Annotated in this window: 22 protein-coding genes, 2 tRNA genes and 1 pseudogene; 10 read left to right on the top strand and 15 right to left on the bottom strand. The window is 55.0% G+C overall.

Annotated elements, in window-relative coordinates; genetic code table 11:
- Nucleotides 1-170 precede the first annotated feature (170 nt).
- On the top strand, nt 171-338 hold the full coding sequence (gene rmf, locus ACLHDD_RS03980) for a ribosome modulation factor (protein ID WP_008925875.1): 168 nt from the start codon (nt 171-173) through the stop codon (nt 336-338).
- Between the two features lie 67 nt (nt 339-405).
- Here the strand turns inward: rmf and fabA are convergent, their stop codons facing one another.
- Together fabA and ACLHDD_RS03990 are read right to left on the bottom strand one after the other, a co-directional pair.
- Nucleotides 406-924 carry a bifunctional 3-hydroxydecanoyl-ACP dehydratase/trans-2-decenoyl-ACP isomerase gene (gene fabA / locus ACLHDD_RS03985; protein WP_009091047.1) on the bottom strand — a complete coding sequence of 173 codons (519 nt, stop codon included), beginning with the start codon at nt 922-924 and terminating at the stop codon, nt 406-408.
- A gap of 68 nt (nt 925-992) precedes the next feature.
- Nucleotides 993-2861, bottom strand: a complete 1869-nt coding sequence (locus ACLHDD_RS03990) for an AAA family ATPase (RefSeq protein ID WP_427103035.1) — start codon at nt 2859-2861, stop codon at nt 993-995.
- A gap of 53 nt (nt 2862-2914) precedes the next feature.
- On the opposite strand from ACLHDD_RS03990, the gene matP reads away from it, so the two are divergent.
- Complete coding sequence (gene matP / locus ACLHDD_RS03995; RefSeq protein WP_313652450.1) at nt 2915-3382, top strand: macrodomain Ter protein MatP; 468 nt, start codon at nt 2915-2917, stop codon at nt 3380-3382.
- A 90-nt stretch (nt 3383-3472) separates the two neighbouring features.
- Here the strand turns inward: matP and ompA are convergent, their stop codons facing one another.
- Together ompA and sulA are read right to left on the bottom strand one after the other, a co-directional pair.
- Nucleotides 3473-4543, bottom strand: coding sequence for a porin OmpA (ompA, locus tag ACLHDD_RS04000; RefSeq protein ID WP_111141680.1), 1071 nt, complete (start codon nt 4541-4543; stop codon nt 3473-3475).
- 351 nt (nt 4544-4894) lie between these two features.
- Nucleotides 4895-5386, bottom strand: a complete 492-nt coding sequence (gene sulA / locus ACLHDD_RS04005) for an SOS-induced cell division inhibitor SulA (RefSeq protein ID WP_427103036.1) — start codon at nt 5384-5386, stop codon at nt 4895-4897.
- A gap of 211 nt (nt 5387-5597) precedes the next feature.
- Here sulA and ACLHDD_RS04010 point away from each other — a divergent pair, with 211 nt between their 5' ends.
- Nucleotides 5598-6227: a TfoX/Sxy family DNA transformation protein gene (locus ACLHDD_RS04010; RefSeq protein WP_427103037.1), complete on the top strand. Its 630-nt coding sequence runs from the start codon at nt 5598-5600 to the stop codon at nt 6225-6227.
- Here the strand turns inward: ACLHDD_RS04010 and yccS are convergent.
- Entirely contained in the window at nt 6179-8383 is a 2205-nt protein-coding gene (yccS, locus tag ACLHDD_RS04015) for a YccS family putative transporter (RefSeq protein WP_427105164.1), read from the bottom strand. The genes ACLHDD_RS04010 and yccS overlap by 49 nt on opposite strands.
- Nucleotides 8367-8807: a YccF domain-containing protein gene (locus tag ACLHDD_RS04020; protein ID WP_111141672.1), complete on the bottom strand. Its 441-nt coding sequence runs from the start codon at nt 8805-8807 to the stop codon at nt 8367-8369. Before ACLHDD_RS04020 ends, yccS begins: the two co-directional genes overlap by 17 nt.
- Before the next feature lie 123 nt (nt 8808-8930).
- Here ACLHDD_RS04020 and helD point away from each other — a divergent pair, with 123 nt between their 5' ends.
- Complete coding sequence (gene helD / locus ACLHDD_RS04025; protein ID WP_427103038.1) at nt 8931-10985, top strand: DNA helicase IV; 2055 nt, start codon at nt 8931-8933, stop codon at nt 10983-10985.
- Nucleotide 10986: 1 nt separating this feature from the next.
- On the opposite strand, the gene mgsA is transcribed toward helD, so the two are convergent.
- Nucleotides 10987-11445 carry a methylglyoxal synthase gene (mgsA, locus tag ACLHDD_RS04030; RefSeq protein ID WP_427103039.1) on the bottom strand — a complete coding sequence of 153 codons (459 nt, stop codon included), beginning with the start codon at nt 11443-11445 and terminating at the stop codon, nt 10987-10989.
- Between the two features lie 67 nt (nt 11446-11512).
- Complete coding sequence (locus ACLHDD_RS04035; protein ID WP_427103040.1) at nt 11513-12154, bottom strand: YccT family protein; 642 nt, start codon at nt 12152-12154, stop codon at nt 11513-11515.
- A 174-nt stretch (nt 12155-12328) separates the two neighbouring features.
- On the opposite strand from ACLHDD_RS04035, the gene ACLHDD_RS04040 reads away from it, so the two are divergent.
- On the top strand, nt 12329-12742 hold the full coding sequence (locus ACLHDD_RS04040; protein ID WP_427103041.1) for a CoA-binding protein: 414 nt from the start codon (nt 12329-12331) through the stop codon (nt 12740-12742).
- Nucleotides 12743-12777: 35 nt separating this feature from the next.
- Here ACLHDD_RS04040 and hspQ read toward each other — a convergent pair whose 3' ends face one another.
- Complete coding sequence (gene hspQ / locus ACLHDD_RS04045; RefSeq protein WP_313652437.1) at nt 12778-13095, bottom strand: heat shock protein HspQ; 318 nt, start codon at nt 13093-13095, stop codon at nt 12778-12780.
- A gap of 59 nt (nt 13096-13154) precedes the next feature.
- A complete protein-coding gene (gene rlmI / locus ACLHDD_RS04050) occupies nt 13155-14345 on the bottom strand; it encodes a 23S rRNA (cytosine(1962)-C(5))-methyltransferase RlmI (protein WP_427103042.1) in 1191 nt (396 codons plus the stop codon).
- 85 nt (nt 14346-14430) lie between these two features.
- Here rlmI and yccX point away from each other — a divergent pair, with 85 nt between their 5' ends.
- Nucleotides 14431-14709 (top strand): acylphosphatase, encoded by a 279-nt coding sequence (gene yccX / locus ACLHDD_RS04055; RefSeq protein WP_427103043.1) that lies wholly within the window; start codon nt 14431-14433, stop codon nt 14707-14709.
- Here yccX and ACLHDD_RS04060 read toward each other — a convergent pair whose 3' ends face one another.
- Nucleotides 14710-15036 carry a TusE/DsrC/DsvC family sulfur relay protein gene (locus ACLHDD_RS04060; RefSeq protein ID WP_427103044.1) on the bottom strand — a complete coding sequence of 109 codons (327 nt, stop codon included), beginning with the start codon at nt 15034-15036 and terminating at the stop codon, nt 14710-14712. It abuts the gene before it with no gap.
- A gap of 103 nt (nt 15037-15139) precedes the next feature.
- Entirely contained in the window at nt 15140-15793 is a 654-nt protein-coding gene (gene yccA, locus ACLHDD_RS04065; RefSeq protein ID WP_003850014.1) for an FtsH protease modulator YccA, read from the bottom strand.
- Nucleotides 15794-16013: 220 nt separating this feature from the next.
- On the opposite strand from yccA, the gene ACLHDD_RS04070 reads away from it, so the two are divergent.
- From ACLHDD_RS04070 to agp, 3 genes and pseudogenes are all read left to right on the top strand, one after another.
- Nucleotides 16014-16101, top strand: a tRNA-Ser gene (locus tag ACLHDD_RS04070).
- Between the two features lie 79 nt (nt 16102-16180).
- Nucleotides 16181-16268, top strand: a tRNA-Ser gene (locus ACLHDD_RS04075).
- A 268-nt stretch (nt 16269-16536) separates the two neighbouring features.
- Nucleotides 16537-18245, top strand: a pseudogene (agp, locus tag ACLHDD_RS04080) (bifunctional glucose-1-phosphatase/inositol phosphatase).
- A 71-nt stretch (nt 18246-18316) separates the two neighbouring features.
- Here agp and ACLHDD_RS04085 read toward each other — a convergent pair.
- Genes ACLHDD_RS04085 through wrbA form a run of 3 tightly spaced genes read right to left on the bottom strand, consistent with a single transcriptional unit; the run spans nt 18317 to nt 20595 of the window.
- Nucleotides 18317-19690, bottom strand: coding sequence for an NAD-dependent succinate-semialdehyde dehydrogenase (locus ACLHDD_RS04085; protein ID WP_427103045.1), 1374 nt, complete (start codon nt 19688-19690; stop codon nt 18317-18319).
- A 54-nt stretch (nt 19691-19744) separates the two neighbouring features.
- Complete coding sequence (locus ACLHDD_RS04090) at nt 19745-19975, bottom strand: YccJ family protein (RefSeq protein ID WP_427103046.1); 231 nt, start codon at nt 19973-19975, stop codon at nt 19745-19747.
- Between the two features lie 20 nt (nt 19976-19995).
- Nucleotides 19996-20595 carry an NAD(P)H:quinone oxidoreductase gene (wrbA, locus tag ACLHDD_RS04095; RefSeq protein ID WP_427103047.1) on the bottom strand — a complete coding sequence of 200 codons (600 nt, stop codon included), beginning with the start codon at nt 20593-20595 and terminating at the stop codon, nt 19996-19998.
- A 299-nt stretch (nt 20596-20894) separates the two neighbouring features.
- Between wrbA and ACLHDD_RS04100 the strand changes: the two genes are divergently transcribed.
- Nucleotides 20895-21068, top strand: a complete 174-nt coding sequence (locus tag ACLHDD_RS04100) for a general stress protein (RefSeq protein WP_427103048.1) — start codon at nt 20895-20897, stop codon at nt 21066-21068.
- Nucleotides 21069-21125 lie beyond the last annotated feature (57 nt).

Here is a 21125-nt window from a genome sequence, read left to right on the forward strand (position 1 = left end):
CACAGTTCAGCAATAATTTTACCGGATAAGGTCACATTTATGACACGTGTATGAAGATTGGGCATTGATCTTTGCGGGCGCAGGGGGTAGAACATTAAAGGTGGTTGAACATTAATTCACCACTTTTCTTTCCACCAGATTCCACAGACCTTACATGAGGGACACGGAGTATGAAGAGACAGAAACGAGACCGCCTCGAACGCGCCCATTCACGTGGTTATCAGGCAGGCATTACTGGACGCTCAAAAGAGATGTGTCCGTATCAGTTGATTGACGCTAAGTCTCACTGGTTGGGAGGTTGGCGACAGGCCATGGAGGACAGGTCGGTCGCTGCATAACCGGCTGTCACTGAAAAGGGAAATAACCTCCGCCATGCGCGGAGGTTTTTGTTTCCGGGGGAAACGCTTAGAAAGCCGCTGTGTCTTTGAACAGGCCGACTTTAAGATCGCTGGCAGTGTAGATCAGATTGCCATCAACCAGTACTTCACCATCTGCCACGCCCATCACCAGTTTACGATTGATAACGCGTTTGAAATGAATGCGATAGGTCACTTTCTTCGCGTCAGGCAGAACCTGACCGGTGAATTTTACTTCGCCCACGCCCAGCGCACGGCCTTTACCTTCACCGCCCAGCCAGCCGAGATAGAAACCGACCAGCTGCCACATCGCATCGAGGCCCAGACAGCCTGGCATCACCGGGTCGCCAATAAAGTGACAGCCGAAGAACCAGAGATCAGGATTGATATCCAGCTCCGCTTCAACAAAGCCTTTGTCATATTTGCCGCCGTCTTCGGTCATTTTGACCACGCGGTCCATCATCAGCATGTTGCCAGATGGAAGCGGCGGACCATTTTCGCCAAACAGTTCACCACGACCTGACAGGATCAGATCTTCTTTGGTATAGGATTCGCGTTTATCTACCATGTTTTCAATAAGCCTTGTTTTAGTGAATCACGAATATTAGCGAACAGTTGTACGCTGAGCAAATCGGATTAACGGTGGTTGAACCAGTTAAGCCAGCGCAGCGCCCAGGGACGTGGCGGAACATCCGGCTGATTGAACTGGCTGATGCGTTCCTGAATGGTATTCAGCAGGCAATCGCCCAGACCATCTTCGGTACTCCACATTTTACCGGTGAGCAGCGGCAGCGCCTCATCGGCGCGATCGATCGCCCAGATATGGAAACGACCCTGTTCCACCGCACTAACCACCGCCTGGTTCAGGCTAAGATGGCGCACATTGCACGCGGGAATAATCACACCCTGCTGGCCCGTCAGTTCCCGCTGGTGGCAGATATCGAAGAAACCCTCTATCTTCTCGTTCAGGCCGCCGACCGGCTGGACATTGCCAAACTGATCGACCGATCCGGTCACGGCAATCTGCTGATTGATCGGCTGGTTAGCCAGCGCGCTGATCAGGGCACAGAGTTCGGCCAGTGAAGCACTGTCACCATCTACTTCAGAATAGGACTGTTCAAAAACCATTGAGGCGGAGAAGGGGAGTTGCTGATCGAGTTCCAGTTCAGCGATCAGGTAAGCCTGCATAATCATCATGCCTTTCGCATGAATATTGCCGCCCAGTTCCGCCTTTCGCTCAATATCCATGAACTCACCATCGCCGGGATGGACCACGCAGGTAATCCGTGAAGGATCGCCCCATGCACGGGGATGGCCAGGATATTCGACAACCGACAGACCATTAATCTGGCCGACCACTTCCCCTTCGGTTTCAATCAGGATCTGGCGCAGCAGGATCTCGTCACGCATCCGCTCGTTAAGGTAGTTCTCGCGCCACAGACGTGCTTCCAGCGCATCCCGCAGTGCTTCACCATTCAGCGTATCGCCCATCAGTGCTGACTCACGCATCTGCCGCTGCAGCCAGCGGGGGCAGAGCGGCAGCGTTTCCTGGTCGCCGCTGTAGCGTACACCTTCTTTGATCAGCTCCGGCCAGAAGTCCGCTTCTGGCTGAGGCAGACCCGCCTGTTGCGCCAGATCACCATTCCAGCGACACCACGCTAACATGTCATCCTCATCCAGAATCTGAAGATTCTCCTCAAATTCAGTATAGATAGCCATCTCATGTGCTTCAGGATCGAGCTCCTGAAACGCGGCCAGCGTCTCACGTTCGCCGCACAGGACCAGATTCAGTCTGAGGGGCAAAGGCGGAATCGACACGGGCAGTGGCCTCCGCTCATCCTGAGAGATCCACTCCACATAGCCCTGCTCAACACACTTTTTCAGGCGTAACCAGAGAATCGGCTGCGCGATCAGGCTTTGCAGTGACAGCAGCAGCGTGCCGCCATTCGCCTGATGAATGAGTCCCGGCTCCAGCTGAATCCGGTCTTTATACTGGCGCACGCAGCCGAACAGTTGCTCCATTTCTACCCACTCGGCAAAGTGAATGCCACCCTGACTGGTGAAGGGACGCTGAGGATCGGAAGGGGGCTGAAGCGTGACGTTGTCCGCCATGATATGGTAATCACCCCCCCACAGCGAGCTGCTGTCGGCGATGACCCGCTGCGCGGCCTGAGCAATCAGTGCCAGATAATCGCGATTCTCCTGGCTACGGACCAGCAGTAACGGGAATCCCTGTGTCTGGTGATGTAAATGCGCCAGCGCATTCAGCAACCGGGGCTGTACCGTTGCCAGAGCATCAGTTTCTTCATCAGCAATTCGGGAGAAAACGGATTGGTATTGCGCGCTATCAGGCTGTAAGGTCTGCCACGTAAGTTGGGTGCTGGTCAAAATAATCGCATTTGTCTGTTTGAAGAAAAGCGGGATTATACAGGATTCACCTTTGTTAAGCACTGCAGACTTCCCGTCGAAGATGTGATGACGACAGCATGTTTTTCGTTGCTGCATCCGGGAAAAAAGCTGTTATTCTTAGCTCGTTACGTGATCACGATGAGATTCCGATGAAATACCAGCAACTCGAAAATCTTGAAAGTGGATGGAAGTGGAAATACCTGGTGAAAAAACATCGGGAAGGTGAACTGATCACGCGTCACCTTGAATTGAGTGCGGCGCAGGCAGCGGTCGATAAACTGCTGGCAATGGAGAACAATCCGGTGTCGGTGAACGACTGGATTGCGGAACATATTCACGCCGATCTCGATAACCGGCTCAAGCAGACTATTCGTGCCCGGCGTAAACGCCATTTTAACGCTGAACATCAGCATACCCGTAAAAAGTCGATCGACCTGGAGTACCTGGTCTGGCAGCGACTCGCGGGACTGGCGCAACGGCGCGGCTGTACCCTGTCGGAAACGATCGTTCAGCTGATTGAAGATGCCGAACGTAAAGAGAAATATGCGACGCAGATGTCGAGTCTGAAGCAGGATTTGCAGGCCATCCTGGGTAAGTCGGGCACGGAAAACGACTGACCGGGCAGGGCAGCAGCCTGAGCGCTGACTGGCGTTGGCCACAGACATAAAAAAACCCCGCCGTGGCGGGGTTTTTCATTACGTTAAAACTTAAGCCTGTGGCTGAGTTACAACGTCTTTGATGCCTTTAACATCGATTTCTACGCGACGGTCCGGAGACAGGCAGTCGATCAGGGCGTTACGGCCTTTCACGCTGTCACAGGTGTTGCCGGTAACTGGGTTAGATTTACCCATGCCACGTGCAGAGATCTTGTTAGAAGGAATACCTTTAGAAACCAGGTAATCTACGACTGACTGAGCACGTTTCTCAGACAGTTTCTGGTTGTACTGCTCTGAACCGATGCGGTCGGTGAAGCCCAGTACGACAACGGAACCATCTTTAGGATCCATTGAGCTCAGCTGGCTGTACAGCTGATCCAGAGCCTGCTGGCCTTCTGGCTTCAGGGTAGATTTGTTGAAGGTGAACAGAACGTCAGACTTCAGAGTGAAACGCTTGGTTTCAACAACTGGAGCTGGTGCCGGAGCCGGAGCCGGAGCCGGAGCAGCGACGTCATCCTGACCGAAGCGGTATGAAACGCCTACGCTCAGCATGCCGTTGTCTGGACGTGCACCAACGGTCTGTGCATCACCGATGTTGTTAACCCACTGGTAATCCAGACGGGTAGCCCAGTTCTTAGTCAGCGCATATTCAACACCAACTGCTGCCAGCGGAGAAACGCCGGTGTCGTGGTCGCTGATGCGGCCAGTAGTTGGGTTAGTCTGTGTGGAATCTGCACGCCATACCATGCCGCCCAGACGGGTGTAAACGTCCAGGTCGTCATAAATTGGGTAGCTCAGTTTAGCAGCCAGCTGGATGCCCTGTGCTTTGAACGCGCCGTTAGTCACAGTGCCTTTGTTCGGCATGCGGCCCAGCCAGTCATAGCCCATCTCGAAGCCCAGGTATGGGTTTGCCTGATAACCAACGAACGCACCTGCGCCCAGCTGGCTTTCATGAGTTGGACCGTTGTTGTTTTCGTAACCGTGACCGTAGTAGCCAGTGTCGTGATACTGAGACCAGCCCAGTTTAGCACCGGTGTACCAGGTATCATCTTTAGGAGCGGCCTGCGCTACGGTAGCGAAGCCAGCCAGTGCCACTGCAATTGCGATAGCTGTCTTTTTCATTTTGCGCCTCGTTATCATCCAAATAGGCAATGAGCAAAAAGGTTGCTCTTGGTTTAAATCCTTCGCCGGGTCCAAACGCTCGCTTATGACTCTACCGCAAAAAAACGGAGGTTATTGAGCACCCTGGCGAGATAAAGTCTACAACGAGATTGGAAACTTACAAGTATGATGTGAGGCACGACTGTAAAAAAACAGCGGTTTATACACAAATTCTAACAATTAGCCTGGCAGTATTGTCGCGGCAAAAAGCCCTGAAAACATGCTAAACCATTGTCAATACTCGAACTAACAGAATCAGTGGCTTAGCGACGACAGATAAGAAAAATAGCTTGGGAAACTTCTGATTTTTACTTAATGAAACAAATCCGACTGAATTTTTATGGCCGTTTGCGGTCTGAGTGGCGCTTCATGCGTTCCACTTGCCCGCAAAATCAGCCCCATCGCTTCACCTTCTGCCGCCGCATTTTCGAGTTGACGACGCTCATCTTCATCAAGCTCGTAAGGAATCCAGGCCAGAACGACACTGTAATTTCCTGTTCGCAGCGCCTTAACCATCGCTTCTACCGCATTCAGGCGTTCAGAATCAGCAATATGCATACTTTTATCGAGCGGCAGTCCCGATGCCTGAAGCCAGCTGCGATTCAGCTTGTGTGCCGGTGTTAACCAGAGCTGCCAGCGTGATTGCTGACTCAGTTGCTGTAACAGCGGCAGCAGTAACATCTGCATCATTCCAGGCTGCTCGCTGTAACGTAGCTCAGTAATGCCACCGGGCTGAGAAGCCGACAGAGATGAGGAGGCATAATGATGTGCATAGCGTGCATTATCAGGATGTTGTGTTCGCATAAGGTAATCACCAGCAGTGGACTGTATGAATATACAGTACTGTCATCCTGGATAAAGATCAACCCAAATTTCTGAAAACGTCTCGCAAAAAACGCGACAACCTGCGTTGAAGCCCTATTTATTCATTGAACCTGTAGTCGCTTTTTTCTATCTTCTAATTGCCTGATACCCAAGGCAATTTACAAGATATTTCTGACATGGAGGTGGTGTAATGAAAAAGGTAAATCCGGTTGTAGAGCGCTCCTGTGCGCGCCTGGCACCCTTAGGCCCGATAGAGTCCCGTACGCAGTTTGGTGGCTATGCGCTGGCGGTTGAAAGTGTGGTCTTCGCCCTGATCAACAAAGATGATCTTTACCTGCGTGCCAGTGAGCCTCTGCGTCAATATCTCACTGAGCGTCCCCTTCAGCCCCTGATCTTTCGCAAGCGGGGTAAGCTGGTCAGTCTTAACTATTTTCGGGTCGATGAAACGTTGTGGCACGATGCAGAACATCTGCTGGCACTCTCGGCTGCCTCATTAGAAACGGCCCAACTGGAGCTGGAAGATCGGCAGGCTTCGCCACGATTAAAAGATCTGCCTAATCTCAGCGTGCGTATGGAGATGATGCTCTATGAGGCGGGTGTTCTGAGTGTTAATCAACTTTATCAGATGGGCGCCAAACGCTGCTGGCTGAAGCTTAAAGCGATCAACCAGCACGTTGGTTTTCAGACCCTGCTGGCGCTGCAGGGGGCGATTACGGGTCATCACGCCGCTGCGCTACCGCAGGCTACCCGGACCGAGCTTGACGCCTGGTTTCAGCGCACACTGTTATCCAGCGCCGATCCCAGAAGCGGCGAAGGCTGATCGGTAATCAGCGTGCGGCGCAGGCGAGCGATTTCAGGCATCAATGCCACCAGCAAACCGAGTTGCTGCAGCACCAGCGGCGCACGCATATCTGCATGTGCGGCCAGCTGGCTGATTCGCTGAGCCAGCTGATGACGCATCGTTTCAGCCTGTTCATCACTGACCACATCCGTCTGAAGAACATCTTCCACATAGCAGACGGTGTCATCCAGTAACGCCAGCAGCTCCGGCGCAGTAATTTTATCGCGGTGTGCGCCCAGCGCCGAGATGTAACTTAAAAAAGAGTGATTGGAGCAGAGCAGCTGAAAAGCGGATTCGCGCAGCTTCTGGCTGGTGCGACTCTCGCTGCTCATATTCGATACCACCGAGGCTAGTTCAGCATCTGCATTATGGGCGTCGCGACGGGCGATGCGGTAGGCCAGCCGGTTATCTTTGCCCTGATGGTATTGCTCCATGATCGCGTCCAGATAGCGGCAGTTGGCTTTCAGCGTCCGTTCTGCCACTGCCGGTAGCTGACGAAATCGCCAGTCTGGCCAGATGAACGCGACAGCCAGCCAGGCCAGACCACAGCCGAGCAATGTATCCACGACCCGGGGCAGCGCGACTTCAAATCCTTCACCCAGAAGGTTAAAGCAGAGCAGGACCAGCAGGGTAATAAACAGGGTGGCCTGGGCATACTGGACCTGACGAAAGGCGAAAAAGAGTACGCCGGAAATCACCACCAGAATTAATTGGCCTTCAATGGAGGGGACCAGCCATAGCACGGGCAGGCCAATCGCAATTCCGGCCAGCGTTCCGCCAATACGCAATGCCAGCCGTCGCTGCGTGGCATTGTAGTTGGGCTGACAGACAAACAGGCTGGTCAGCAGAATCCAGTATCCCCGTTCCAGACCGGTGATTTGAATAAAACCATAGCCGATGCAGAGCACCACTGACATACGCACCGCATGCCGGAATAGCGCAGAGGCGGGGGAGAGATGGCGGCTGAAGCGCAGCCGGATGTCACTCCAGCCGCTCAATCCCTCCCGGGAAAGCAGATTATCACTATGCTGAGGATCGTCACCGGCCAGCGTCTGTTCTGATTCAATTGACGCCAGTTGTGCATCAATGGCGCGCAGATTGCGTAATAGCCAGAACAGCGCACCCGTATGGGCGGCTTCAGGTTCATGCTGTGCCAGACGTTCAATTGCCTTTTGCAGACGCTCAAAGGCGCGCTCAAACCGGCTGTCATGGACCCATCGTTCGCGCATCAGAATACAGTGCGACAGCTGACGGCAGGCCTGAGCCTGCATATTAAGGAGACGCTGAAAGCGAAACAGAATTTCGTTATAGCGCCAGTCGCCGCGCAGCAGATGATATTGCAGATGAGATGAGCTGGCCCGCTCGTGAATATCCTGCGCGACAAAGTAGTAGTGCAGGCTGCGGCGGGTGCCGCGCGAACCGCGATCGCCGCGCAGACGGCTCTGCAATGTGGTTTTGGTCAGGTTAAGCTGGGCCACCAGCTGACTGTTAACCATCGCCGCATCTATAAACGCAGCATCATCCTGGTCGCCGGCATCCGGATCGAACAGGTTTGCCTTGGCATCCAGATAACGGGCCAGTTGTGAAAAACTGCCCGCCAGTTGCTCCTGGACCGGCCGGACAGGAAACATCAGATGACCCAGCAACGTCAGCAGGTTGTACCACAGCGCGCCCACCAGCAGCAGTATCGGCTGCATATACCACTGGCTGAACAGGCCGATTCCAAGCATGGTATAAACCGCAATCAGCAGCGCACCGAAGGCGATGGTGGCATAGCGCTGGCCAAGCGCACCCAGCAGAATAAAACCCCAGGTGGAGATCGCCAGCCCGGCCATAAACGCCAGCGGATAGGGAAAAAGCAATTCGACAGACACTGAGGCGATGCAGAAGCAGAGCAGCGTAATCAGCAGATTTTTCAGGCGGCCAGTTAGCCGATCGTCGAGATCGGCCAGCGCCGCCGCTACGACCCCCAGCGTCAGCGGAATCGTCCATTCAATCTGCTGCAGCCACCAGGGGATTGCTGCACAGCCGCTCAGCGCGAACAAAATCCGCAGCAGATATCGCCAGGTGCTGTTAAAGAGATATTTGCGCCAGCCCGGCAGTGTCGGTGACAACATATTAATAGCGGCGGGCATTGGCTTCGCGCGCGGCACGCGCCTCTTCCACCGACACGACACGACGGCCCACCGGCCAGAGCGCGATCGCGGCGATCTTAAAGTTAGCAATCCCCACCGGAATGCCGATGATGCTGAGACACTGCACAATACCCACGGAAATATGAGAAAGACAGAGCCACCAGCCGAAGAAAATCAGCCAGAAAATATTCAGGAAGGTGCCGCCGGTGTTCATGATGGCGCTCTTACTTTCGGGCCGCAGCACATCGACATGCACGGCCTCATTGCCAAACGGCAACAGCGAGATTTTGGTGATTTCCCAGCATGATCGCGTCAGCGGCAGGGTAAAAATCAGCACAATGCTGACAAGCGTGGCAAACAGCCAGCTCAGGGTGGTGAAAAAGCCGCCCAGAACAAAATTCAGAATATTTAAAACAGTGCGCATGATCTTCTTTTCCTTTTGCATTCCGCAAGATGTGACGCCAAGTTTAGCTTGTTTTAAGGCTGGAGCGCCAAGGGTCTGACAGGTAAACTCCCCCTAATCCTATTCTCTGACGTTGGTGTCGGCGTGGAACTGAAAGCAACTTCGATGGGCAAACGGCTTGCCCAGCATCCTTATAATCGTGTCCGTCTGCTGGCGGCGGGCGTCGAAGTCAGTGGTGATAAGCACGAGTATCTGATCCCGTTTAACCAGTTACTGGACATCGCCTGCAAGCGCGGGCTGGTATGGGGCGAGCTGGAGTTTTTACTGGCAGATGAAAAAGTGGTGCGGCTGCACGGAACGGAATGGCAGGAGACGCAGCGCTTTCACCACTATCTGATGCAGGCCTGGCAGCGCTGGAGCCTGGAGATGAGTGCAGTGTGCTGCGAAGTGCTGCAGGCCCTGAGCGATGAGATCCGGGCCTTCAGCGCACAGGACCGCTGGCTCAATCGCCACGAGCTGCAGGGGCTGAAAAGCCGCATTCTCGATCAGTTCGATGCTTTGCCCCTGCCGCTTGCCCGCCTGAACGCGTTTGCTGACTGCCGTGATAACCTGACGTTCTGTCAGCAGTGGCTGGAGCAGGGCGAAGCGGCCCTGCGGCAGCGCAATCGCGACTGGACGGCGGCCATGCTGACCCGTTATCAGACCTTCTTCGCCAGCGTTGAAAGTACGCCGCTCAATCCTTCGCAGTGTGAGGCGGTGGTGAATGGCGAGGATTCTCTGCTGGTGCTGGCAGGCGCAGGCAGCGGAAAAACATCCGTGCTGGTCGCGCGGGCGGGCTGGTTGATGCAGCGTAATCTGGCCAGCGCCGGACAGATCCTGCTGCTGGCCTTTGGCCGGGAAGCCGCCGAAGAGATGAATGCACGTATTCAGTCGCGGCTGTCGGCCAGTGAGATTCAGGCGCGAACCTTTCATTCGCTGGCATTGCACATTATTCGCGAAGGCAGCAGCAAACAGCCGGTCGTCAGCCAGCTGGAGAGTGATGCCGAGGCGCGTCGCACGCTACTGATTCAGACGTGGCGACAACAGTGCCACGAGAAAAAGTCGCAGGCTAACGGCTGGCGTCAGTGGTTGCGCGACGAACTGGCGTGGGAGGTGCCGGAGGGACCTTTCTGGGAAGATGACAGACTGGCAAAACGCCTGTCAACGCGGCTGGAACGCTGGCTTGGCCTGATGCGCATGCATGGCGGTGCCCAGGCCGCCATGATTGCAGAGGTGCCGGAGGCGATCCGGGAGCAATTCAGCAAACGGATTAAACTGATGGCGCCGTTGCTGAAAGCCTGGAAGAGCGCCCTGAAAGAGGAGGGGGCCGTTGATTTTTCCGGTCTGATCCACCAGGCGATCGCCATTCTGGAAAAAGGCCGATTCATCAGCCCGTGGAAACACATTCTGGTGGACGAATTTCAGGATATCTCGCCTCAGCGTGCCGCCCTGCTCAGCGCCCTGCGCCAGCAGAATAAGCGCACTGCGCTGTTTGCGGTGGGCGATGACTGGCAGGCGATCTACCGCTTCAGCGGGGCAGAAATGACGCTGACCACAGCGTTTCATCACTACTTCGGTGAGGGCGACCGTTGTGTGCTGGATACAACCTACCGGTTTAACGATCGCATCGGCGACATTGCCAACCGGTTTATCCAGCAGAACCCCCAGCAGCTGGCAAAACCACTCAACAGCATCACTCAAGGCAATAAGAAGTCGATTGCCCTGCTGGCAGAGGACCAGCTTGAAGCTTTACTGAATAAACTCAGCGGCTACGCGAAGCCGGATGAACGGATCCTGCTGCTGGCACGTTATCACTACCTGCGTCCTGACTTACTGGATAAAGCCCGGACCCGCTGGCCAAAACTTAATCTGACCTTTATGACAATACATGCCAGCAAAGGTCAGCAGGCGGACTACGTCATTCTGCTGGGACTGAGACAGGGTAGAGAGGGTTTTCCGGCAGAAGTCCGCGAGTCCGTGATCGAACAGGGACTGTTGCCGCAGCCTGAGGCGTTTCCGGATGCGGAAGAGCGCCGTCTGGCTTATGTGGCGCTGACGCGCGCGCGCCAGCAGGTTTTTCTGATGTTCGACAAGGCCGCGCCGTCACCCTTCGTTGACCATTTCCGCGAGCTGGGCGTGCCGGTGCTGCGTAAAGCCTGAGTTACTTCAGACGATCGGCCAGATAACGCGCATAGTCCGGGATCTGAATAGCGACGGATTGTGCAAACAGGGGGGACCGGATAATAAAGTCAGCCGTGGAGCGGTTCGTGGCGACAGGTATATTCCAGACCGTTGCCAGACGCAGCAGTGCCTTTACATCCGGATCGTGGGGCACCGCGTTGAGCGGGTCCCAGAAAAAAATCAGTGCATCGATCTTTCCTTCTGAAATCAGCGCGCCGACCTGCTGGTCGCCGCCCATTGGTCCGCTCAGCATTGCGGTCACATTCAGGCCGGTATCGCGGTTGATCAGATTTCCTGTGGTGCCGGTGGCATAGAGGTGATGAGGTTCCAGCGCGGGCTGATTCTGTTTTACCCAGTCCAGCAGAGCGGCTTTGCAGTGGTCATGGGCGACCAGTGCAATATGTTTTTTGATGCCAAGAGTGCGAATCGTCTGTTCCATCGAAGCTTCCTCATACGCCTGTCAGCAGGCGGAAAATCATGAGTTTACCTCTGGTTTTTCAGCACTATCAACTTGTACGTAACATTTTGACCAGCGCCAGGAACTGCTGACGGGTAGCTTCGTCAAAGCGCTGGAACCAGCGGTGCAGCGAAGGCAGTTCTGCCTGGGTTGTCCAGTCCAGATCGGCGGTTAACTGCACGGAAGAGGGAGTGTCAGCGGCGACGTGCGCAAAGCGGGGCACCGAGGCGATCTGACGGGTACGATTGTAGTTCAGCATCGCCTTTTCCATATCCGGGAGGGCCATTGCGGGCAGATGGTCGCGCGCACTGCTAATCTCGACGCCTTTTTCATCCACTAGCTGAAAATTCATGTTGCGGTCGAAATGAACACGCTCACGCTTTGTTTCCAGAGCCGGTAGCCGGATAGTCAGGGTTTTGGCGGCGGCGGTAAAGGTGACAATCATCGGCAGCGACTGCCAGGCGGTCAGGTGATCTTTATGGCCTTTATACTGCTGCTCTACCCGAAACAGAAACTGATGCTGGCCGCGTTCCAGCTCCAGGCTGTCTGCTCCTTTAAGCAGTGAACCTGAAATCTTTCGACCATCCAGCACCAGCAGATCAATCTGAGGATCAAGCTTTAATGTGATGGCAGAACAGGACGCCGACACGAGGAGAGCCAGTAACCCCGTGACAGCCAGCGACAGCTTCATTTCAACTCCGGTACCAGTGACAGAAAGAATATGTGTAGCAAATTTTTACATTATGGCAGTTAATTTACATTTAAACATATTTATTCGTGCGCGGGCTCAATAAATTATGTGAGCGCCTTACCCGCCAGGGGGCGCACGCATCTACACTCAATTCTGGCCTGAAAGGAGATAAACATGAACGACCAGACAATTCGTGATGTGCTGACGCGTACCCAACGTATCGCCTTAGTTGGGGCAAGCGATCGCCCCGAGCGTCCCAGCTTTGGTGTAATGAAATATCTGCTCGATCAGGGCTATGAGGTCATTCCGGTCAGTCCAAAACTGGCAGGCAAAACCTTGCTGGGTCAGCAGGCTTACGCCACGCTGGCGGAAGTGCCAGGTGAGATTGATATTGTGGACGTGTTTCGCAACGCTGAAGCCGCGTGGGGAGTGGCACAGGACGCAATTGCGGCCGGGGCAAAAACATTATGGCTGCAGCTGGGTGTGATCAATGAGCAGGCGGCGGTGCTGGCTCAGGATGCCGGACTGACGGTTATTATGGACCGCTGTCCGAAAATTGAAATCCCGCGACTGGGGATCTCTCGCTAAAAGTAAAACGTGGCGGCAGAGGGTGCCGCCACAGATTAGTGCCGCAGATGCGGCGCCTGAAGCTGCTGACGCACTGATGCGGCCAGCTCATCCATCGAAGGCTGCTCAGGATGTTCCACGCTGGTTTCGCCTGAAAGCTGAATTTCAGCCACGTAGGTATGCACCTGATCGCCTTCTTCATCTTCCATCACGACGTGATACCAGGGCGCGGTACGCATCTTCTCTTCCGCACCCACGTCTTCGATTTTAGGCTCATCCAGTGAGTATTCAGCATCGACATCGACGATAACGCCCAGTACGCCGGACAGACGATGACGAACCTGCTGACCAATACCAAATTTACTGGCAATCATAGTGACCTCCGAAAAAAACATACTCCTTTCAATATGGGGGCAGGAGCAGAATTTTCAAGTCACATCACACGACAGGCGAAACCTTTCAGGTAGAGACCTTCCGGATAGCTGGCGATCACCGGGTGATCGGCGGCCTGACGGAACTGTTCGATGAACTGGACGTCACGACCAGCATCAAGCGCAGCATCGGCGATAATTTTCTGGAACAGTTCGGTTGCCATCAGGCCAGAGCAGGAGAACGTCATCAAAATCCCGCCCGGATTCAGCAACTGAATGGCCAGCATGTTGATATCTTTATAGCCACGACAGGCACCCATCAGCTGGCTTTTATTTTCGACGAACTTAGGCGGATCCATAATGATCAGATCAAATTTCTCACCGCTGTCCCGATAACGGCGCAGCAGCTTGAAGACATCATCACGCTCAAAGCGCGCGCGGGAGAGATCCAGCTCGTTCAGCTCAACGTTCTGGCGTGCCACGTCCAGCGCCTCCTGTGAGGTGTCGACGCTGATAACCTCTTTGCAGCCGCCCATCAGGGCAGAAACAGCGAATCCACCGGTATAAGAGAAGCAGTTCAGCACGCGGGCATCCTGCGCATAGCGACGCGTGGCCAGACGGCTGTCACGCTGATCCAGGTAATAACCGGTTTTATGTCCGCCCTGGATATCAACCAGCAGCTTCATACCATGTTCGGTAATCGGTAGCAGCGGCGGCGGCAATTCACCCGTTACCGTACCCTGCGCCAGCGCCAGACCCTCTTTCTTACGCACGGCGACGTCAGAACGGTCATAGATGGCGCAGCCCGGGAAACACTGCTGCAGGGCGGTGATAATAGCCGCTCGCTGATATTCAGCGCCTGCGGAGAGCAGCTGCAGCACTAAAAAGTTGCCAAAGCGGTCGATCGTGACGCCCGGTAAACCGTCAGACTCCCCGGCGATCAGGCGATAACTGTCCAGCCCATCGCGGGCCGCCAGCCATTGACGCCACTGCTGTGCCTGTTCAAAACGGCGGACAAAGAAGGCGATATCGATGGATTCATCAGCCTGCCAGCTCCAGACGCGGGCGCGAATCTGCGACGCGGGTGAATACGCGGCGCGTGCCAGAAACTTACCGTTGCTGTCACAGACGTCGATGGTTTCACCCAGTTGCGCTTTGCCTTCCAGACGCGCAACGGCGCCGGAAAAGACCCATGGATGGCGACGGAGCAGGGACTTTTCACGTCCCTTTGCGAGAATCAATCTGACTGTCATAGTTTGCTATGCTTACCTGAAAAAATGAGGCGCCATTGTCCGGTGGATAACGGGAAATTGCAACGAACAGCAGCAGGAGAGAGTTATGTCAGCAACCGGTTTTAAGGCCTGGGTGCATGGCCGCGTGCAGGGTGTTGGATTCCGTTACAGCACCCAGGCGGAAGCGAGAACGCTCGGAGTGCTGGGTTATGCGCGGAATCTGGACGACGGCAGCGTGGAGGTCGTGGCCTGGGGTGAGGCGGAGCAGGTTGATGCGCTGCTCGCCTGGCTTAAAGCGGGCGGGCCCCACACTGCACGGGTCGAGCAGGTGCTGGTGGAGCCGCATCAGCCTGCGGAGCCGCCACGCGATTTCCGCATCAGTTAACTACAGGCATTTAGCCGGTTTAGGCAGGCCGGCAATTTTGGTGGCCTGCTTAGCCGGTCCTTCTGGAAACAGCCGGAACAGATAGCGGCTGTTGCCTTTCTCTTCGCCATATTTCTGTGCCATCGCTTTCACCAGCATCCGCACGGCCGGAGAGGTGTTGTATTCAAGATAAAACCCGCGCACAAAATGAACCACTTCCCAGTGCGCTTCCGTCATGGTGAGACCTTCCTGCCCGGCAATGTGTGCCGCCAGCGCCTCACTCCAGTCGTCGGGATGCTTCAGATAGCCTTCGGCATCGACGGCGATTTCGTTACCGTTAAAATTCACGTGACATCCTCTTTATTGATGACGGCGCAGTTTATCAAACCTGGCGGTCAGAAAAAGCAAAAACCCCGCCGGAGCGGGGTTTTATCGTATTGCACAGAACACCTTAGTTACTGCGGGCGAATCCCAGCAGGCTGAGCAGGCTGACAAAGATATTGTAGAGCGAAACATAGAGGCTGACCGTTGCACGGATATAGTTGGTTTCACCACCATGAATGATATTGCTGGTTTCCCACAGAATCGCACCGGCTGAAAAGAGAATAAACAGCGCGCTGATCGCCAGATGTAACGCAGGCAGCTGCAGGAAGATATTTGCGACTACCGCGACCAGCAGCACTACAAAACCCGCCATCATCATGCCGCCCAGGAAGGACATATCACGACGGGTCGTCAGCACATAGGCTGAACAGCAGAAGAAGACCAGAGCGGTTCCGCCCAGCGCCAGCGCGATAACATCACCCATGCCCGCGGTTAAGAATGAGCTGAGAATCGGCCCCAGGCAGTATCCCAGAAAGCCGGTGAATGCAAAGGCCGCCAGAATCCCCATCGGGCTGTTAGCCAGACGATAAGTTAAAAACATCAGTCCATAAAAGCCGACCAGCATCAGGATCAGACCCGGCGCAGGCAGGGCAAGAAGGGTGCTGGCAGTTGCCGTCACCGCCGAAAAGGCCAGCGTCAGGCCAAGCAGAAAATAGGTGTTGCGCAAAACCCGATGCGTTGACAGCAGTGAGGACTGTGATGAGGTGACAATTCTTTCCATGTTGCGCTCCTTTAAGCAGAACAGCAGATATGCGCTGAGAATACGCAGGCCCTAAAAGCGGGAAAAGGCGTTTTACCCTTCTTTACGCGTTAAACTGCTAATTGTTTGAGCAGAGTGGCGATTTTCGCAGCGAAAAATCACCATCTGACTGTTTTTCAGGCGAACAGACAGGATCATGCTTTACATCGCGGATCGAGGTGTTTATAGTGCGCGTCATTGCGGAGGGGTGGCCGAGTGGCTTAAGGCAGCGGTCTTGAAAACCGCCGATGGGAAACCATCCGAGAGTTCGAATCTCTCCTCCTCCGCCACTTTATCTTCCCTGTGTTATCAGTGGACCGTAAAGTGGCAGAATCTGACGATTTTGCCAATGCAGTAAAGTTTTAAAACGGAGGGGTGGCCGAGTGGCTTAAGGCAGCGGTCTTGAAAACCGCCGATGGGAAACCATCCGAGAGTTCGAATCTCTCCTCCTCCGCCAGATTTTACAGGCCAGCACGCAGTGCTGGCCTGTTTCGTTTCTGTCCTTCCCGGATTTATTCTGCGTTAAAAACCGGGCTGGTTTCCCGGATGCGCCACCGCGCACGCCTTTCTCCGTTCCATCTCTGCTATAGTCCACTCACTGTTTTTGCAAACATCTGGCGCTTTTCTGAGGCGAGCTGAGTTACACTGTTGACTACATCGCTCTGAAGCGAGCTAATCGGTTGATAGCCAGAGTGTTTCTTTACTGAATGAATGGAATAGGCACAATGATCAATAAACTGAGTCTTTGCGCATTGTCAGTACTCGCTGCATTGCCGGTCGGTACGGTAGCCCTGGCGGCTGACAGTGATATTCAGCTCCAGCAGGTGCTGATGTTAAGTCGCCACAATCTGCGCGCGCCGCTGGCTGATAATGGCAGCGTTCTGGAACAGTCGACGAAAAAAGCTGGCCGCAGTGGGACGTTCCTGGCGGACAACTGACCACGAAAGGTGGCGTGCTGGAAGTCTACATGGGTAACTACACCCGTCAGTGGCTGGCACAGCAGGGTCTGGTGAAAAACGGCAGCTGCCCGGACAGCAATAACGTTTTTGTGTATGCCAACAGCCTGCAGCGTACCGTGGCGACCGCCCAGTTCTTTGTTAATGGTGCTTTCCCTGGCTGTGACGTCGCCGTCACCCATCAGGATGAAATGGGCACTATGGATCCTATCTTTAATCCGGTCATCACCGACGGCAGTGAAGCATTCAACAAAAAAGCGCTGGCTGCGATGACTGCCGCGAATGAGAAACTGTCGCTGAAGCCTGCCTTCCAGCGCCTGGAAAAGATTGTTGATTACAAAGCCTCACCGGCCTGCAATAACAAAAAGCAGTGCGACCTGAGCAGCGGTCAGAACACCTTCAGTGCAGAAAATGGCAAAGAGCCGAACGTCAGTGGCCCGCTAAAAGTGGGTAACTCACTGATGGATGCGTTCACACTGCAATATTACGAAGGCTTCCCGCTGGAACAGGTGGCGTGGGGTCAGATCAAGACGCCTGAACAGTGGAAAGAGCTGTCGGCCATCAAGAATGGCTATCAGGATGCACTGTTCACCAGCCCGGATGTATCCCGTGAAGTTGCCGCGCCGCTGGTGGATTATATCCGCAGTCAGTTAGTGGATCAGGACAAAGCCAACGCGCCGAAAGTGACACTGATGGTCGGGCATGATTCCAATATCGCCTCGCTGCTGAGTGCGTTACAGGTCAAACCTTATGATCTGCCGGATACCTACGAAAAAACGCCAATTGGCGGTCAGGTGGTGTTTGAGCGCTGGCATGATGCGAAAAACGACAAAGATCTGCTTAAGGTGGAGTATGTCTATCAGAGCGCCGACCAGTTGCGTAATGCTGATGTGCTGAGCCTGAAGAATCCGCCAAAGCGCGTCACGCTGCAGCTGGCGGGTTGTGAAACCGATGCAAACGGCTATTGCAGCTGGGATAAGTTCTCGCAGGTGCTGAACAGTGCGTTGCAGGGAACCCCAATGCAGCCTGCGGCTGCGCCACAACCGGCAGCAGCTGCGCAGTCTGATGACAGCGCAGAGGCGGCAGCGACCCAGGATGCGGCGGCGGATAAGGCGCAGACTGACGCCGAAGCGGCCAAAGCGAAGGCTGATGCCGATAAAGCCGCGGCGGAGAAAACCAAAGCCGACAAAGCGGCAGCGGAAAAAGCGGCGGCGGAGAAAGCGGCGGCGGAGAAAGCCAGAGCGGACAAAGCAGCGGCTGAAAAAGCGAAAGCGGCAGCTGAGAAGGAAAAGGCTGACAAGGCGAATGCCGCCGATAACGCGTCTGCTGAAAAAGCAAAAACAGACAAGTCCCCGGCGGAAGCCGCGGGCAGCGATAAAGCGGACAGCACTAACACCGCGAACGCGCCTGCCACCGCGAACGCGCCTGCCACCGCGAACAAGGACGACACTAAACCGGCGGCCGGGGCGACACAGTAATCCCCTGTGCCTGCTGATGCTGATAACAAAAAACCCCGTCAGGACGGGGTTTTTTTATGGCGCCGGAACGGTTATCCCGCCACGACCACCAATTTCTGGTTGGCAAACTCTTTGATGCCCAGGTCGGACAGCTCACGACCATAGCCTGAACGTTTCACCCCACCGAAGGGCAGCTCCGCAGAGGTATCGCTCTGCGAGTTGATAAAGACCATGCCGGTTTCGATGGCGGAGGCCAGCTGGCGTCCGCGTGCAATGTCGCGGGTCCAGACTGAACCACCCAGACCGTAGTGGGAGTCATTTGCCAGCGCGACAGCAGCCTGATCGTCACCCACCACATACACCTGGGCAACCGGGCCAAAGAACTCCTGATAGTAGGCCGGGTTATCCGGGGTAATGCCGGTGAGGATCGTCGGCTGATAGAAGCAGCCTTCTCCTTCAACGGCTTTGCCGCCGATCAGCAGTTTTGCGCCGCTGGCGACCGCGTCATCGACCTGTTTTACCAGACGGTCACGCGCATCAGCAGAGGAGAGTGGCCCCAGCGTGGTTTTTTCATCCAGTGGATCGCCCAGCGTGGCAGCGCTTAGCGCATCGCTGAACTGGCTGATAAACTGGTCGGCAATTTTCTCATGCAGGATAAAGCGCTTGGCGGCAGTACAGACCTGACCGCAGTTGCTGAGGCGCGCCTGCACCCCCTGACGCACCGCTTCATCCAGATCCGCATCATCCAGCACCACAAACACATCGTTGCCGCCCAGTTCCAGCGTCGATTTCTTAAGGTGCTTGCCTGCCTGCTCCGCGACGGCGCTACCGGCACGTTCGGAACCGGTCAGAGCCACACCCTGCACACGATCGTCGGCGATCAGATCGGCAACCTGCTCATTAGAGATGAAAAGATTTGTCCAGGCGCCTTCCGGCGCACCGGCTTCGCGAACCAGTTTCTCAAAAACATCGGCGCAGTGCGGCACGATGTTGGCATGTTTGGCCAGCACCGGGTTACCCAGTGCCAGGTTTGGTGCCAGCACGCGCATCAGCTGATAGTAAGGGAAGTTCCATGGCTCGACGGCCACCAGCACACCAATGGGATGATATTCGACCCAGGCTTCGCCCAGTGCGCTGGGATAGGTTTCCGGCTGCAGAATGCGTTCGGCGTTTTCGGCGTAGTAGCGGGCAATCTGCGAACAGATCTTCACTTCACCCCGGCTCTGACCAATCAGCTTGCCCATCTCTTTACTGGCAATCGTCGCCAGTTCTTCCGCGCGGCTATCAATCAGGTCAGCCAGTTTTTTCAGAACCTGCAGACGCGGCTGAATATCGCCTTTACTCCAGGAGGAGTGAAACAGGCGGTCGGCTACCTCCAGCGCATGGCTGACGGCACCAGCGTCTTGTGAAGGCCAGCTTTTCAGCAACTGGTTATTTGCGGGATTAATGCTCTGATAGGAAGACATCGCATACTCCTTGGTGCGCTAAAAAGGGAAGGGCGGGAAAGTCCCGCCCTGGAATCAGACGTTTTTACGCTCGACGGGCTTATCATCCCAGGTCAGCAGATCTTTATCGGTTTTCTTAAAGGCGCGAATCAGAACGTCATCGCTGCCCTGCTGACGCCAGATTTCTTCCGCCAGCCGTTCGTCGTAATCAGCCACTTCGAAAATGGCTTCAGCAATTTCCGGGGAGGTATGACGCAGACTGGCCCATTCGCCGACGTGATGTGCTTTTGATTGTTCGCTAGACATACTTTTCTCCTTTAATGAAATCAGCCCTTAAGTTTGACAGTCAGTCCGGCAACGTGCTCACCCTGGAAACGGGCAATGTTGAGTTCCGCTTCGGTTGGCTGACGCGAACCATCGCCGCCCGCCAGCGTCGTGGCGCCATAAGGTGTGCCACCACGCACTTCAGAGATGTCAAACAACTCTTGGGTGCCATAGCCGATAGGCACAATCACCATGCCGTGATGCGCCAGAGTGGTCCAGACCGACGTAATAGTCTGTTCCTGGCCACCGCCGGTACCGGTTGAGGTAAAGACGCTGGCCACCTTGCCGTAAAGCGCACCTGAAGCCCAGAGACCGCCTGTGCGATCCCAGAACGTGCGCATCTGGCCGGACATATTGCCAAAGCGGGTCGGGGTACCAACGATAATTGCGTCATAGTGCGGCAGAACGTCAGGCCTCGCTTCAGCGGCCTGCTGATCGATTTTGCCGCCCACCTGTGCAAAGCGATCGGCCTCCATCGTTTCTGGTACCCGCAGGATATCCACTTCCGCACCGGGAACCCGACGAGCGCCTTCAGCAACCGCGTTCGCCATCGTTTCTACATGTCCGTACATTGAGTAGTAAAGCACCAGAATCTTGGCCATAAAGCTCTCCAGGTGGTTTTAACGTGCAGAAAAAGTATAGAAGAGCTTTTGACATGTGGGGGTAATGCGGGCACGGAGAGAGCATACACGGACAATAATTCAGCAACTAATCGGTTGTTTTCCGGCAGAATCTGCGCGGTTTAATCAAATTTATGGTGATTAGTTAGTTGCTAAATGTGACTGTCAGCAGAGTAAAAGGAGAAGCTGGCTATTCTTTAAGCATGGGTTGAGCTTATGATCGGCGCTTCAGCCCTCTGCGTTTTATTCTTATTTATCGCCCTACGCGACAGGAGCAGATCATGGCCACACATCGTGGAGGTTCAGGCAATTTTGCCGGAAACCGTGAACGGGCCGCAGAAGCAGGACGTAAAGGCGGAAAAAACAGCGGCGGCAATTTTAAAAACGATCCGGAGCGCGCCGCGCGTGCCGGGGAGAAGGGCGGTCGCAGCAGTCCTAAAAAAGCGGACGCCTGACCTCACTACGCCGCCGGGTGAGACCGGCGGTGAACGTCATTGCTTTTACCCCTCGCT

The organism is Pantoea sp. NSTU24 (genome assembly GCF_050157905.1).
GTDB lineage: Bacteria > Pseudomonadota > Gammaproteobacteria > Enterobacterales > Enterobacteriaceae > Pantoea.

Coding starts and splice junctions, on each gene's coding strand:
- rmf (WP_008925875.1), top strand. CDS start 171: ATGAAGAGACAGAAACGAGACCGCCTCGAACGCGCCCATTCACGTGGT.
- fabA (WP_009091047.1), bottom strand. CDS start 924: ATGGTAGATAAACGCGAATCCTATACCAAAGAAGATCTGATCCTGTCA.
- ACLHDD_RS03990 (WP_427103035.1), bottom strand. CDS start 2,861: ATGCAGCAACGAAAAACATGCTGTCGTCATCACATCTTCGACGGGAAG.
- matP (WP_313652450.1), top strand. CDS start 2,915: ATGAAATACCAGCAACTCGAAAATCTTGAAAGTGGATGGAAGTGGAAA.
- ompA (WP_111141680.1), bottom strand. CDS start 4,543: ATGAAAAAGACAGCTATCGCAATTGCAGTGGCACTGGCTGGCTTCGCT.
- sulA (WP_427103036.1), bottom strand. CDS start 5,386: ATGCGAACACAACATCCTGATAATGCACGCTATGCACATCATTATGCC.
- ACLHDD_RS04010 (WP_427103037.1), top strand. CDS start 5,598: ATGAAAAAGGTAAATCCGGTTGTAGAGCGCTCCTGTGCGCGCCTGGCA.
- yccS (WP_427105164.1), bottom strand. CDS start 8,383: ATGCCCGCCGCTATTAATATGTTGTCACCGACACTGCCGGGCTGGCGC.
- ACLHDD_RS04020 (WP_111141672.1), bottom strand. CDS start 8,807: ATGCGCACTGTTTTAAATATTCTGAATTTTGTTCTGGGCGGCTTTTTC.
- mgsA (WP_427103039.1), bottom strand. CDS start 11,445: ATGGAACAGACGATTCGCACTCTTGGCATCAAAAAACATATTGCACTG.
- ACLHDD_RS04035 (WP_427103040.1), bottom strand. CDS start 12,154: ATGAAGCTGTCGCTGGCTGTCACGGGGTTACTGGCTCTCCTCGTGTCG.
- ACLHDD_RS04040 (WP_427103041.1), top strand. CDS start 12,329: ATGAACGACCAGACAATTCGTGATGTGCTGACGCGTACCCAACGTATC.
- hspQ (WP_313652437.1), bottom strand. CDS start 13,095: ATGATTGCCAGTAAATTTGGTATTGGTCAGCAGGTTCGTCATCGTCTG.
- rlmI (WP_427103042.1), bottom strand. CDS start 14,345: ATGACAGTCAGATTGATTCTCGCAAAGGGACGTGAAAAGTCCCTGCTC.
- yccX (WP_427103043.1), top strand. CDS start 14,431: ATGTCAGCAACCGGTTTTAAGGCCTGGGTGCATGGCCGCGTGCAGGGT.
- yccA (WP_003850014.1), bottom strand. CDS start 15,793: ATGGAAAGAATTGTCACCTCATCACAGTCCTCACTGCTGTCAACGCAT.
- ACLHDD_RS04085 (WP_427103045.1), bottom strand. CDS start 19,690: ATGTCTTCCTATCAGAGCATTAATCCCGCAAATAACCAGTTGCTGAAA.
- ACLHDD_RS04090 (WP_427103046.1), bottom strand. CDS start 19,975: ATGTCTAGCGAACAATCAAAAGCACATCACGTCGGCGAATGGGCCAGT.
- wrbA (WP_427103047.1), bottom strand. CDS start 20,595: ATGGCCAAGATTCTGGTGCTTTACTACTCAATGTACGGACATGTAGAA.
- ACLHDD_RS04100 (WP_427103048.1), top strand. CDS start 20,895: ATGGCCACACATCGTGGAGGTTCAGGCAATTTTGCCGGAAACCGTGAA.